Below are 13,156 nucleotides of genomic sequence, written 5' to 3' on the forward strand. Positions count from 1 at the left end.
CGATGCCCTATCGGCCCCGAAAATAGCCAGGGAGACCCTCATGACTCAGCAAGACTGGTGGCGCGGCGCCGTCATCTATCAGATCTATCCGCGCTCCTTTCAGGATGCGGACGGCGACGGGATGGGCGACCTCAAGGGCATCACCCAGCGGCTGGACCATGTGGCCCGGCTGGGCGTCGATGCAATCTGGGTCTCGCCCTTCTTCAAGTCGCCCATGGCCGATATGGGCTATGACGTTTCCGATTATTGCGATGTCGATCCGACCTTCGGGACGCTGGACGACTTCGAGGCCATGGTCGCCCGCGCGCATGAATTGGGGCTGAAGGTCATCATCGACCAGGTCTTCAGCCATTCCTCGGACCAGCACCCCTTCTTCGAGGAAAGCCGGTCGAGCCGCGACAACCCCAAGCACGACTGGTATGTCTGGGCCGACCCCAGGCCCGACGGCAGCCCGCCCAGCAACTGGCAAGCCATCTTCGGCGGCCCGGCCTGGACCTGGGACGTGCGCCGCCGGCAATATTACTTCCACCAGTTCCTGCCGCAGCAGCCCGACCTCAACGCCCATAACCCCGAGGTTCAGGAGTGGATCCTGGAGACGATGGAGTTCTGGCTGGAGAAGGGCATCGACGGGTTCCGCCTCGACGCGATCAACCACTTGTTCCACGATGCCGAACTGCGCGACAACCCGCCCGACTGGCGCCCGAAATCGGAGCCGGACTACAAGCCCTTCGAGATGCAATATCCGATCATGTCGAAGAACCAGCCCGAGACGCTGGTCTTCCTCGAACGGGTGCGCGCGCTTCTGGATCGCTACGGCGCGACCTCGGTCGGCGAGATCGGCGAGGGTCACCACCCGGTCGAGCGGCTGATGGAATATACCGCGCCCGGCCGGCTGCATATGGGCTATTCCCTGGCGCTGACCGGCGCGGAGTTCACGCCAGAGCATATCCGCACCCAGCTTGAGGACATGTTCGCCGGCGGCGACGGCTGGCCCTGCTGGGCCTTCTCCAGCCATGACCATAACCGCCCGGTCACCCGCTGGGCCCGCTACGGCGCCTCGCCCGAGGCGATGGCCAAGCTCACCGCGTCGATCCTGCTGACCCTGCCTGGCTCGATCTGCATGTATCAGGGCGAAGAGTTGGGCCTGCCCGACACCGAGCTCGAACGCCACGAGATCGTCGACCCCGAGGGCAAGGCCTTCTGGCCGCATGTCAAAGGCCGCGACATGAGCCGCACGCCCATGGTCTGGGAAGCCGCGGCCCCGAATGCCGGCTTTTCGCAGGCGAACAGCACCTGGCTGCCGGTCAAGCCGCCCCAGGCGGAACGGGCCGTCGACACCCAGGAGGGCGTCGGCGGGTCGGTGCTGGAGACCGTGCGCGCCCTGCTGGCCCTGCGCAAGGATCCGGCGCTGCGCGGCGCCGAGACCGTCTTCCACGACGTGCCCGACCCGGTCCTGGCCTATACGCGCGGGGACAAATTCCTTTGCGTGTTCAATATCGGCGCCGAGCCAGTGCATCTGTCTGACCTGCCGCTGGGCGAGGCGGTCCTGACCATCGACGCGGAGGCGGGCGAGACGCTCTGCCTGGGTCCGAACGGCGTCTGGATCGGGCACACGGCGTGACCGAGCCCTGGTGGCAGCGCGCGACCGGCTATCAGATCTGGCCGCGCAGCTTCCAGGATTCGAACGGCGACGGCATCGGGGACATCCCCGGCATCCTGTCGCGCCTCGACCACCTGGAGGCGCTGGGCGTCGATTTCGTCTGGCTCTCGCCGGTCTACGCCTCGCCCCAGGCCGATATGGGCTACGACATCGCCGATTACCGGGCCATCGCCCCGGAATACGGCACGATGGCGGATATGGACCGTCTGATCGCCGAGGCGGGCGCGCGCGGCATCCGCATCGTCATGGATCTGGTCGTCAACCATTCCTCCGACGAACACGCGTGGTTCCAGGCCGCCCGCGGCGACCGGAGCGCGCCGACCCGCGACTTCTACATCTGGCGCGATCCGGCGCCGGATGGCGGCCCGCCCACGGACATGCAGTCGATCTTCGGCGGCCCGGCCTGGACGCTCGATGAGGGCAGCGGCCAGTATTATCTCCACCTGTTCGACCGCAAGCAGCCCGATCTGAACTGGACGAACCCCGCGCTGCGCGCCGAAATCTGGGACATGATGACCTGGTGGCTCGACCGGGGCATCGGCGGCTTCCGGATGGACGTGATAGAACTCATCGGCAAGGACCCGGATCGCGGCATCACCACCAACGGCCCCAAACTCCACGACTACCTGAGCGAGATGCGCGCCAAGGTGCTGGACGGCCGCGACGCGATCGCCATCGCCGAGGCCTGGGCCGCCGGCACCGAGGACGCGAGGCGCTACTGCGAGACCCTCTCGATGGTCTTCCAATTCTCGCACATCCTCGCCGGCTGGCACCCGGAATTGGGCAAGTGGCACCCCCTGCCCCACGACCTCGCAGGTCTCAAGCGTGTGTTGTTCGACTGGCAGGAGGCGCTGGAGGGCGCGGGCTGGAACTCGCTCTTCTGGGGCAATCACGATCTGCCGCGCGCGGTGTCGCGCTATGGGTCCGAGACCCATCGCGGCGCCTCGGCCAAGGCGCTGGCGACGGTGTTGCACCTGCTCAAGGGCACGCCCTTCATCTACCAGGGAGAAGAGATCGGGATGACGAATGCCGGTTTCACCCGCATCGATCAGTATCGCGATGTCGAGACGCTGAACTTCCACGCCCTGCGCGCGGCAGAGGGCGGCGACATGGCGGCTTTCCTGGCGGGCGCCGCTCAGACGGCGCGCGACAATTCCCGCACTCCGGTGCAATGGGAGGCGGGCCCCCAGGCGGGCTTCACCACCGGCGCGCCCTGGATCGGGCTGGCGCATAGCCACCCGGAGGTGCACGCCCAGGCCGACCGTGCCGACCCAGAGGGCGTCTTCGCCCGCTACCGCGCCCTTACCGACCTGCGCCGCACCTCCCCAATCGTCCGCCACGGACGCACCGTCCCCCAGGACGCCGCGCACCCGCAGGTCTTCGCCTACACCCGAGAGCATCCCGAGGGCCGCATCGCCGTCGCCGCGAATCTCGGCGACGCTCCCCTCCGCTGGACGGTTCCCGAGCACATGCGCGGTACCGGCACCCCGCTCTTCGGCGGCCCCGCCCTCTTGGGAGAGACGCTCGACTTCGCGCCGTGGGAGGTGGTCGCCCTTCGCGCCTGAGCTCCGACCCCACCCTCTTCTTCTGGCCCAAAATACTCACGGCCGGACGGCGGCCGCCTGGACCGCCGCCGGGGGATCGCAGCCCCCGTCTACCGCAGCCCGTCCTCGCCCACGGCCGCCTCGGCGGTCAGCCCGCCTACCCGTGGCAACGGCCTTCCGCTATCGGTAACGGCGACCGCGACCATGATCTCGCGCGCCCGGGGCGCGTCGTTAATCGCCACCTCGATCCCGTCGAAATGAGAGCGGACATAGGCCGCGTCCTTGTGGCCCAGCGGCACGTCCAGCACCTGCCCTGGCCCGCCCATCTTCTTGGAGGACGGCACCAGCGCGGCGCCTTTCTCGACCGCCGCGCGCAGCGGCGCGCCGAGCTTCGGGTGCAGGATCGCGGCCGCGTGCTCCAACTCGCCGGCCTCGCCGACCATGGCGGACTTGCCGTAGCTCTCCGCCGCGCCGGGCGCGATGCCCAGCGCCTCGACGCAGCGACGGCCCAGCAGGCCCCCCAGCTCGGCGCCGATCTCCATCAGCGGGGTGAGGTCCTCGACATACTCCCCGGCGAAGGGGTTGACGATCACGGCTACCGCCACGGCCTTGCGAGTGGGCGGGTCGATCGGGCGGCCCATCTCGCGATGGGTCTCCTCGACGGTGACCACGATCTTGCGAATCTCGGCGCTCATCTCAGCCCGTCCTTTCCCTCGATATCGGCGGCGGCCAGCCCGCCCGCCCTGTCATGGATGCGCGCGCCGGTGGTCATCACCAACACGACCGCCATCTCGCCCGCGCGGGGCGCATCAGCGCAGCCCACCTCGATCGCGTCGAAATGCCCGCGCACATAGGAGGCGTCCTTGTGGGTCACCGGCACGTCCAGCCGCGCCCCCAGACCGCCGACCTTCTTGGTCGAGGGCACGATGGCCTTCGCGCCGCCCAGCACCTCGCGCATCGCGTAGCCGCCGGGCGCGTGCCAGAGCGCGCCATGCTCGATCTCTCCGGCCTCGCCGACGATGGCGCCTTTGCCATAGCCTTCGATGGCGCCGGGGCCGCCCAGCGCGGCGGCCAGCCGGTTCGCCATGTCGACGCCAAGGGGTTTCAGCTCCTCCATGAAGGGCTGGATGTCCTCGTGGTAAGTGCCGGCGAACGGGTTTTCGATCACCGCCATGATCCAGCCGCGCAGCAGCGGGCGCTCGGGCGGCGGGCCGCCCTCGTGGAAGATGTCTTCGCGCGACAGGATCGTCTTGCGCAGGATCAGATCAGGCATGGGCGGGTCTCCGCAGGAAAAGGGGGCCAGTGGTCACCGTGTCGGAACCCAGCGTCAGCGAGGCGGCGGTGATGCGCCCGGCCGCGCGCAGCGCCTCGGCGCGCGCCCGGCCCGCCGCGAGCGCGCGGGCCCGCGCGCCCCGGTCGAGCGGCGCAACGCCGGTGACGACCGGACGGGGGCCGAGGTCGCTATCGGGGTCGAGTTCAATCGCCGGGAGTCGGCGGATGGCCGGATGCCCGGGCAGGTCGACAGCATTGGCGATCAGCGTTGCGGCCACGTCGGCGGCGGCGGCGTCGTGGGCCAACACCGTCACGCTGTCGGCGATGCCCAGCGACAGGCTCCGCCCGTGCCGCCCGGAGGTCGCGATGCCGCCCACCCCGTCATCGGCCCCGATGTCGATCCGCCCGGTCTCGGCGCCGTCCACGCGCATCATCGCGCTACAATAGCGGGCGCCGGGGGCGAGATGCAGGGCGATGTCCCCGCCATCGTTGACATAGGCGCGGGTCAGGTCGAACGCGATCATCTCGGCCAGCAGCGCATCGGCCACCGCGCCCGCGACCGCCGCCATCGGCGTGACGAAGACGTCCCCGTAGGGCGCGACCGCCCGCGCCATGCCCCGGGCGACGGGACCGGCGAAGGGGGCGCCGCCCACCAGCGGGCGGCGCAACGCGCCCAGCTCAGCCACCAGTTCCGGCAGGATCGTGGGGAAGCGGGCGCGCGCCGCCGCCAGCGCCGCCGCGCGCCCGGGCCCCTCGGCCGACAGCACCGCGTCGATCGGGCCGTGCTGCAAGTGCAGCCGCCCGCCGGAGAGCCAGGCCGCAGCCGCGCCGCTCACCCGCGCCACCGGTAATGGGTGGGGTCACGCGGATCGGCCCGGTCCTCCGCCCGCGCGACACGCCGGGCGCGGCCCATATCCACGTCCTCCAGTGCCACGACCGCATCCGTGTATCCCCCCAGCGCCGCGTAATCCTCGGCCCGGAGCGTGAACTCGATCGGCGCGACCAGGGCGGGCGTGGGGACGTAGCCGAAGCTCTGCTGCGGCATCTCGGCCACGTCGACCATCACGGTGATGCCGCCGCCGGGCCAGACATAGGCCTCCGCCCCGCCGCAGGTGACATGGGTCAGCGCCTCGCGCACGGAGCGGGTCAGCCGCACCGGGTTCTCGGTCACGCCCGCGCGCAGGCTGCCGCCCGCCCCGGCCATGAACAGCACCGAACAGACCGAGGGCTCGCAATTCTCGGCGATCAGGTCCGAGGCCGCGCGCAGCGCCTCGGGCATCTCCGCGGGGCGCGGCACGAGGTCGGCGTCCAGTTCGTAATAGGCCGATTGCTCGCCGGTGGTGGAGACCATCAACAGGCGCAGGCCCGGCCAGGCCACCTTCGGCTTCCAGTCCTTCAGGATCGTCAGCGGGTCGGAGATGTCCGTCCCGCCCCAGCCCGTGCCCGGCTGCGCGACCTGGAAATAGCGGCCCGGCGTCGACCGCCGGCCGTTGAGGCGGATGCCTGTCGGCGGCACGCCCAGCTGCTTGCCCGCCTCGTGTTCCGACAGCACCCCGGTGATATGGTCGTCGACGACCACCACCTCATCGGCATGGCCCAGCCACTGCTTGGCGAACATCCCGATCGTGGCGGAGCCGCAGCCCACCCGCATCAGCCGCTCCGCCTCGCCATCGATGATGGGCGGCTGGCCGGACTGGACGACGAGGCGGATCGCGGGCTCGCCGATCTCCAGCTCCACCGCCTCCCGATTGCAGAGCGCCATCAGCGCATCGCAGGTCGCGCGGCCCTCGGGCTTGGTGCCGCCGGTCAGGTGCTCGACTCCGCCGAGCGAGAGCATCTTGGAGCCGTATTCGGAGGTGGTCACATGCCCGACCGGCTCGCCACGGAATCGCACAACGTCGCATTCGTGGCCGATATGGCGGTCGGTGTCGATCTTCACCTTGACGCCGCAATAGCTGAAGATCCCTTCGGTCACGACGGTGACCATGTCGACGCCCTCGATCTCGGAGGAGACGATGAAGGGCGCGGGCTTGTAATCCGGGTAGGTCGTCCCGGCGCCGATGGCGGTGACGAAGGGCTTGGCGGCGACCGGGTCCCCGTCCCAGTCGGAGCCCAGGAACGGGACCGCCGCGCCCCCGGCCTCCAGGACGGTCAGCGGGTCGAGCCGGACGAGTTCGCCGCCATGGTTGGCGTATCGGTCGCAGGCACCGGAACGGCCCTCGGCGATGTAGCACATGACGGGACAGGCGTCGCAGCGGATCTTCTCGGCGGTCATTGGGGGCATCCCAATTGGATCGGGTTGCGCCTGCCGCATGGTTCGGAACGGGGGCTCTGCCCCCGCTCGCTACACGAGCCCCCCCGAGGTATTTTCGGCAAGATGAGGACCGGCGGGAGCGCGTTAACCTTGATGAAGCGTGAAGGGGCGCGGGCGGTCATGGCTTGGCCTCCAGCAGGGCGGCCCGCAGGCGGGCGGGCGTGACCGGCAGCCGGGTCATCCGCGCTCCCGTCGCGTCGGCGATGGCATTAAGCAGCGCGGGCGCGGTAGGGATCAGGACATGCTCTCCCAGGCCCTTGGCGCCGTAGGGGCCATGCGCGTCGGTGCATTCGACGATGATCGTCTCGACCGGGGGCATGTCGCCGATGGTCGGGATCAGGTAGTCGTGCAGGTTCTCGGTGCGGCCAGGCAGGTATTCCTCCATCAGGGCCATGCCGAGGCCCTGGGCGATCCCGCCCTCGACCTGGCCCTCGATCAGCAGCGGGTTGACGGCGCGGCCCACGTCATGGGCGGCGACGAAACGGAGGGGGTGCACGGTGCCCATGGCGGCGTCGATTTCGACCACGGCGAGATGGGCGGCATAGCCGAACTGAGCATAGGGCGCGCCCTGGCCGTTCGCGTCGAGCGGCTTGGTCGGCGGATCGTAGGTTTCTTCGGCGCGGAGAACGTAGCCCTCCGGATCGGCGGGCATCGCCGTGAGGTCCAGCCGGTGGGTCCGGGCGCCATCGGTGATGGCGAGCGCGCCTGCGTCGCGCCGGATCACCGCCCCCTCGCCCGCATTGGCCCGCGCCAGGATCGCCGCCCGCAGGGACTCCCCCGCGAGCCGCGCCGCATTTCCGGAGACGAACGTCTGGCGCGAGGCGGAGGTCTTGCCGCCATCGGGCGTCAGGTCGGTATCGGCGCCGATCAGCGTCACATCGGCCACCTCCACCCCCAGCGCGGTGGCGAAGATCTGGGCCATCACGGTGCTCGCGCCCTGTCCGATATCCATCGCGCCTTGGTGCAGCACGATCCGTCCGTCAGGGGTCAGCCCGGCCTTGAAGGTCGAGGGGTTGGGCAGCGAGGTGTTGCCGCAGCCATACCAGCCCGCCGCGACGCCGACGCCGCGCAGGCGCGCGCCATGGGGGCGCTGGCGCGCGCGCTCCTCCGTCCAGGCGGGGCGCAGGGCCTCCAGGCAGGCGCGGATGCCGACGCCCTGGGCGAAGATCTGGCCGCAGACGGTGGGCTGGCCGTCGGTCAGGGCGTTCCGGATGCGGAACTCCAGCCGGTCGAGGCCCAGACGGTCCGCCAGCATGTCGAACAGGCTCTCCTGCGCGACGGCGGCCTGGGGCACGCCGAAGCCGCGGAACGCGCCTGCGGGCGGGTTGTGGGTGTGAATGCCGCGCGCCTCGGCCCGGTAGTCGGCGATCCGGTAGGGACCGGAGGCGTGGACCGGCACGCGCGTGGCCACGGTCGGGCCCCAGGACGCATAGGCGCCGGTGTCGAAATCGCCGTCGAAGCGCATCCCCAGGAGGCGTCCATCGGACGTCGCACCGATGCGGACTCGCATATCGGCGGGGTGGCGCTTGGTGGTCGACTGCATCGACTCTGCGCGGCTGTAGGCGAGACGCACGGGCCGGCCCGTCTTGAGCGCGGCCAACGCGAGATATGGCTGCACCGACAGATCCAGCTTGGAGCCGAAGCCGCCGCCGACGCCGGTCGGGACGATGCGGATATCGGTCTCGGGCCGACCCAGGATCGCAGCCAGTGCCTCCCGATCCATCATCGGGGCCTGGGTGCAGGCATGGACGGCGATCCGCTCGCCCTGCATCTCGGCATAGCCGGCTTCGGGCTCGATATAGGCGTGCTCGACGAAGCTGGTGGTGAAGCGGCCCTCGACGACCGCGTCAGCGCGGGCGAGCGCGGCCTCGGCGTCGCCGCAGGCGACGAAGCCCGTGCACATGAGGTTGTCGGCCCGGTCCGCATGGAGTTGCGGCGCGCCAGGCGCGCGGGCCAGGTCCGGCGTCTCGGCGGCCGGACGCGGCGACCAGTCGATGGGGATCGTGGCTTCGTCCAGGGCCGCCACCGCTTCGGGTTCGCCCACGATGCAGGCGACGGCTTCGCCGCGGAAACGGGCCTCGCCCTCCGCGAAGACGGGCTGGTCGGCGAAGGCCGGAATGACGCCGAAACGGTTTTCGCCGGGGATGTCCGCAGCGGTCAGGACGCAGACGATGCCGGGCGTGCTCCGGGTCCACGCGTCGAGGTCGCCGAAGGCGAAGGCGGCGCGGGCATGGGGGCTTCGCAGGACGCGGAGCACGAGCGCGTCGGGCGGCGCGACATCGTCGCCGAATCGCTCGGTCCCGGCCGTCTTGCCCGCGCCGTCGACCCGGCGCATCGCCGTGCCGACATGGCCCGGCCCGGCGGGCTCATCCGCCCTGGCGGCCGTCTTCGCCCCGGTGGCGACCACGGCGGCCACGATCTTGCGATAGCCGGTGCAGCGGCAGAGCACCCCGCCCAGCGCGTCCATGACCTCTGGCTCCGACGGCGCGGGCGTCTCGCTGAGCAGCGCCAGGGCCGAGACCATCATGCCCGGCGTGCAGATGCCGCATTGCGCGGCGCCATGAGCCTCGAACGCCTCGGCCAGTCGCGCATGCAGCGGGTCGACCGCGAGGCCGCGCAGCGTCTTGACCTCCCGCCCTTCCGCCGCGTGGGTGGGCATGAGGCAGGCGCAGACCGGCGCGCCGTCCACCAGAACGGTGCAGGCCCCGCAATCGCCCGCGTCGCAACCGACCTTGACGTCGCGCGCGTCCAGACGCTCCCGCAGGGTGTGGGACAGACGCTCTCCGAGGCGGGGTCGGGCCGTGACCGGCATGCCGTTGAGGTCGAAGGCGACCGCTCCGATGGCGAGCGGCTTATCCATCGCAAGCGACCGTCAGAGCGCGGGAAATCTGATGCGGGACGATCTCCGCCCGGTAGGCCGCATCGGCGCGGACATCGTCGATCGGGGCCAGCGGGGCGAGATGGGCTTGCGTTACGGTGACATCCGCGGGGCGGCGGCCCAGCATCTCGGCCTCCAGCGCCGGGAGGCGCCTGGCGACCGGCGCGCAGGCCCCGACGGCCACGCGGGCATGGTCGATCCGGCCCTCGGCGTCCAGGCCCACCGTCACCGCGGTCATCGCGATGGAAATCACGAGGTAGCGCCGCGCCCCCGTCTTGACGAAGGCGCCCCGCGCATGGGCGGGCTGCGCCGGGATGTGCAGCGCGACGACCAGTTCCTGCGTCCCGCGCGCCGTCTGGCGCGGCCCTGTCACGAAGTCGGCGAGCGGCAGGCGGCGCCGTCCCGCGGGGCCGGCCAGCTCCACCTCCGCGTCCAGCGTCAGAAACGGCGGCATACCATCGGCGGCAGGCGAGGCGTTGCAGAGATTGCCCGCGACCGTCCCCGCGTTCTGGATCTGCACGCCACCCACCTCGCGCGCCGCCGCGCGCAGCCCGCCGAAGACCGGCGGCAGGTCGGCCCGGGCGATCTGCGTCCAGGTCGTGGCGGCTCCGATGCGCCAGCCCGCGCCGTCGCGGTCGATGCCGCGCAGCTCGGCCAGGCGGGTCACGTCCAGCACATCGCCAGAGACAGGCGTGCGGCCGCGCGCGGGGAACCAGTCGGTCCCGCCCGCCACGACGGAGATCTCCCGCGTGCCGAGCAGGCCCAGCGCCTCCTCCAGATCCGTCGGTGCGTAATACGCGGCGTCCATGGCCCCCTCGGCATGCCCCATGAAGAGACGGTAGGAGGGGGCCCCACGCGCTGTCAACGCAGGCTCAATCGGGGGAGAAGCCGGTCACTTTGCCGAGATGGAGAAACTGGGGATCGAACCGCCCCATCCGGCGCAGACCGTCATGGTCGTGGATCGTAACGCGCCCGCTCTCGACCGTGCACAGCCCCGCCTGCCGCAGCTCGCGCAGCATCCGGCTGACATGGACGGAGGTCATGCCGCAGGCCTCTCCGATATCGCTCTGCGTCATCGGCAAGCGGAATTGCCCGCCTTGCGAGCGGTCGGCCAGCCGCAGGCGCAGCTCCATCTCGCACAGGAAATTGGCAACCGCCGCGCGCGCGCGGAGCGCTCCCATCCGGAAGGACCAATGCCAATGGATCGTCGCGTCGATGGTCGTCAGCTCCCAAAGGGCCATCGCAAGGACATGGTCCCCCGCGATCAGCTCTCTGAGGCGCGCGTTCGGAAAAGCGGCGACGGTGACCGGCGTGATCGCGATCACGTCGTGATCCAGGACTTCCTGGGGAAAGCTGTGCAGATCGACGAAATCTCCGGGCACCTGCAGCGCCACCATCTGCCGGACCGAACCGTCTGCGCCGGGGACGCTGCGGCCGATCAGACCGTCGAGCAAAAGCTGACTGGAGGGGATCGGGTGGCCCCTTCGGGAGAGGACCGCCCCAGCGGGCAACTCCCGCAGGCCGGCGCAGGCCGTCATCAGCTTGGCCTAGTGGTCGTCGGAGAGACGGCGCACCATGCCGACCGGCACGACTGCATCGCCCGTCCCCTCCGTCCCCCCGATCGGCGCGCGCCCGTTCGACATACGCGACGAGAAGGAGCGGTTAGCGGCGTGACAAGACGTCGCAGACTGGGGGCGCAGCCCTAGATGCGGTCTCAGCCGGGCAGCGTGCCCCGCTCCACATAGGTCAGGATCTGCACGACCTGCTCCGGGCGCTCCACCACGGCGAGCGCGGCGGCGTCGACCTCCTTGAGGGCGTGCTGATGGTCGGGGCCGTGCATGACGATCAGGGACTTGCCCCAGGCCGAGGCGAGCCCGGCATCGAAGGCGGCGTTCCACTGCTTGTACTTGTCGCCGAAGCGGACGACGACGATGTCGGCGTCCTGGATCCCTTTCCGCGTGCGGATGGCGTTGAGCTTGGCGCCCTTGTTGTCGTGCCAGAACTTGTTCGGCTCCGCCCCCATGATGGCGACGCCGCAATCGTCCGAGGCGGCGTGATCGGTCACCGGGGCCGAGACGGTCACATCGAGCCCCGCCGCCTTGCAGCCGGCGACGATCTCGTCGCGCCAATCGGTGTGAATCTCTCCGGAGAGGTAGACGGACAGGGTCATGGGCGGGCCTCCTTACGCGTGGGCCTCCGTCATGTCGGTCGCGGGCGCGGGCTGCAAGACTTGCACATGCGGGGTGCTGCGCTAAGGGGCGCGGGATGGAGCAGTTTGACGCGATCGTGCTGGGGGCCGGCGGAGCGGGCCTGTTGGCCGCCGCGACCGCCGGGCAGGCGGGCGCGCGGGTGCTGGTGCTCGATCACGCGGACCGGCCGGGCAAGAAAATCCTGATCTCGGGCGGCGGACGCTGCAACTTCACCAATATGGGCGTGGAACCGGAGTGCTTCCTCTCCGAGAATCCGCATTTCGCCAAATCCGCGCTGGCCCGCTACACGCAATGGGACTTCCTCGCGCTGGTCGAGCGGCATGGCATCGCTTGGCACGAAAAGACCCTCGGGCAGCTCTTTTGCGACGGCTCCGCGCGGCAGATCGTGGCGATGCTGATGGCGGAATGCGCGGCGGGCGGGGTCGAGGTCCGGCTCTCGACCGGGATCGGAGAGATCGGCCATGGCGATGGCCGCTTTCGGGTGGCCGGGGCCGAGGCTCCGGCGCTGATCGTGGCCACGGGCGGGCCGTCGATCCCGAAGATGGGCGCGACCGGCGTGGCTTATGATATCGCCCGGCGATTCGGGTTGTCCGTAGTGGACCCGCGTCCGGCGCTGGTGCCGCTGACCCTCTCGGAGGGGGAGATGCCGTTTCGCGCGATCTCGGGCGTCGCCTGCCCGGCGGTGGCGCGCGCGGGCGGCATGGCCTTCGAGGAGGCGGCGCTGTTCACGCATAGGGGGCTGTCGGGCCCGGCGATCCTCCAGGTCTCGTCCTATTGGCGCCCCGGCGAGGCGGTGTCCCTGACGCTGGTGCCCGGCGCGATGGACGCCCTGCGGGAAGCCCGGCGCCGGATGCCCCGCGCGCGGCTCAAGGCGGCGCTGGCGGAATGGCTGCCCGCGCGGCTGGCCGATGCGCTGGCCGGTCGAATCGGCTTGGAGCGGGAACTGGGCAACGCCTCCGACGCGGATCTCGCCCGCGCCGCCGAGACGCTGGAGGCGCTCACCTTCCACCCCACGGGCACCGAAGGCTATGCCAAGGCCGAGGTCACCGCAGGGGGCGTGGATACCGCCGCGCTGTCGTCGCGGACGATGGAGGCGCGGTCGGTGCCGGGTCTCTATGTCGTCGGCGAGGCGGTGGACGTCACCGGATGGCTCGGCGGCTACAATTTTCAATGGGCCTGGGCCTCCGGCGTCGCGGCGGGCCGGGCGGTCGCAGCCAAGCGCCGATAAACCGGCGGCAGGCGGCGGAGGCTTGCCGGAAAAGGGCGAAGCGCAAGCCA

The 13,156-nt window shown here is 70.6% G+C and carries 11 protein-coding genes; 3 read left to right on the forward strand and 8 right to left on the reverse strand.

Going from position 1 to position 13,156, the window contains the following annotated elements; genetic code table 11:
- The first annotated feature begins 40 nt into the window (after positions 1–40).
- The gene (locus DTQ71_RS06895; RefSeq protein WP_109563533.1) at positions 41–1,621 is read left to right on the forward strand and encodes an alpha-glucosidase; all 1,581 of its coding nucleotides are present in this window, start codon (positions 41–43) and stop codon (positions 1,619–1,621) included.
- A complete protein-coding gene (locus DTQ71_RS06900) occupies positions 1,618–3,225 on the forward strand; it encodes a glycoside hydrolase family 13 protein (RefSeq protein ID WP_109563534.1) in 1,608 nt (535 codons plus the stop codon). The genes DTQ71_RS06895 and DTQ71_RS06900 overlap by 4 nt, the downstream gene beginning before the upstream one ends.
- A gap of 89 nt (positions 3,226–3,314) precedes the next feature.
- Here DTQ71_RS06900 and DTQ71_RS06905 read toward each other — a convergent pair whose 3' ends face one another.
- The 8 genes from DTQ71_RS06905 to DTQ71_RS06940 all read right to left on the reverse strand — a co-directional run bounded on the left by DTQ71_RS06905 (position 3,315) and on the right by DTQ71_RS06940 (position 11,838).
- Positions 3,315–3,899, reverse strand: a complete 585-nt coding sequence (locus tag DTQ71_RS06905; RefSeq protein ID WP_109563535.1) for an amino acid synthesis family protein — start codon at positions 3,897–3,899, stop codon at positions 3,315–3,317.
- Positions 3,896–4,477, reverse strand: coding sequence for an amino acid synthesis family protein (locus DTQ71_RS06910; RefSeq protein ID WP_109563536.1), 582 nt, complete (start codon positions 4,475–4,477; stop codon positions 3,896–3,898). The genes DTQ71_RS06905 and DTQ71_RS06910 overlap by 4 nt, the downstream gene beginning before the upstream one ends.
- The gene (locus DTQ71_RS06915) at positions 4,470–5,312 is read right to left on the reverse strand and encodes a UPF0280 family protein (RefSeq protein ID WP_109563778.1); all 843 of its coding nucleotides are present in this window, start codon (positions 5,310–5,312) and stop codon (positions 4,470–4,472) included. Before DTQ71_RS06915 ends, DTQ71_RS06910 begins: the two co-directional genes overlap by 8 nt.
- Positions 5,309–6,751, reverse strand: a complete 1,443-nt coding sequence (locus DTQ71_RS06920) for a 6-hydroxynicotinate reductase (RefSeq protein ID WP_245947292.1) — start codon at positions 6,749–6,751, stop codon at positions 5,309–5,311. Before DTQ71_RS06920 ends, DTQ71_RS06915 begins: the two co-directional genes overlap by 4 nt.
- A 157-nt stretch (positions 6,752–6,908) precedes the next feature.
- Positions 6,909–9,650 carry a molybdopterin-dependent oxidoreductase gene (locus DTQ71_RS06925; RefSeq protein ID WP_109563538.1) on the reverse strand — a complete coding sequence of 914 codons (2,742 nt, stop codon included), beginning with the start codon at positions 9,648–9,650 and terminating at the stop codon, positions 6,909–6,911.
- Positions 9,643–10,497: an FAD binding domain-containing protein gene (locus DTQ71_RS06930; RefSeq protein ID WP_245947294.1), complete on the reverse strand. Its 855-nt coding sequence runs from the start codon at positions 10,495–10,497 to the stop codon at positions 9,643–9,645. The genes DTQ71_RS06925 and DTQ71_RS06930 overlap by 8 nt, the downstream gene beginning before the upstream one ends.
- A gap of 43 nt (positions 10,498–10,540) precedes the next feature.
- Positions 10,541–11,206: a Crp/Fnr family transcriptional regulator gene (locus DTQ71_RS06935; protein ID WP_109563540.1), complete on the reverse strand. Its 666-nt coding sequence runs from the start codon at positions 11,204–11,206 to the stop codon at positions 10,541–10,543.
- A 176-nt stretch (positions 11,207–11,382) separates the two neighbouring features.
- Entirely contained in the window at positions 11,383–11,838 is a 456-nt protein-coding gene (locus DTQ71_RS06940; protein WP_109563541.1) for a YtoQ family protein, read from the reverse strand.
- A 95-nt stretch (positions 11,839–11,933) separates the two neighbouring features.
- On the opposite strand from DTQ71_RS06940, the gene DTQ71_RS06945 reads away from it, so the two are divergent.
- The gene (locus tag DTQ71_RS06945) at positions 11,934–13,106 is read left to right on the forward strand and encodes a BaiN/RdsA family NAD(P)/FAD-dependent oxidoreductase (RefSeq protein WP_109563542.1); all 1,173 of its coding nucleotides are present in this window, start codon (positions 11,934–11,936) and stop codon (positions 13,104–13,106) included.
- Positions 13,107–13,156 lie beyond the last annotated feature (50 nt).

The organism is Jannaschia seohaensis (genome assembly GCF_900116765.1).
GTDB classification, from domain to species: Bacteria; Pseudomonadota; Alphaproteobacteria; order Rhodobacterales; family Rhodobacteraceae; genus Jannaschia; species Jannaschia seohaensis.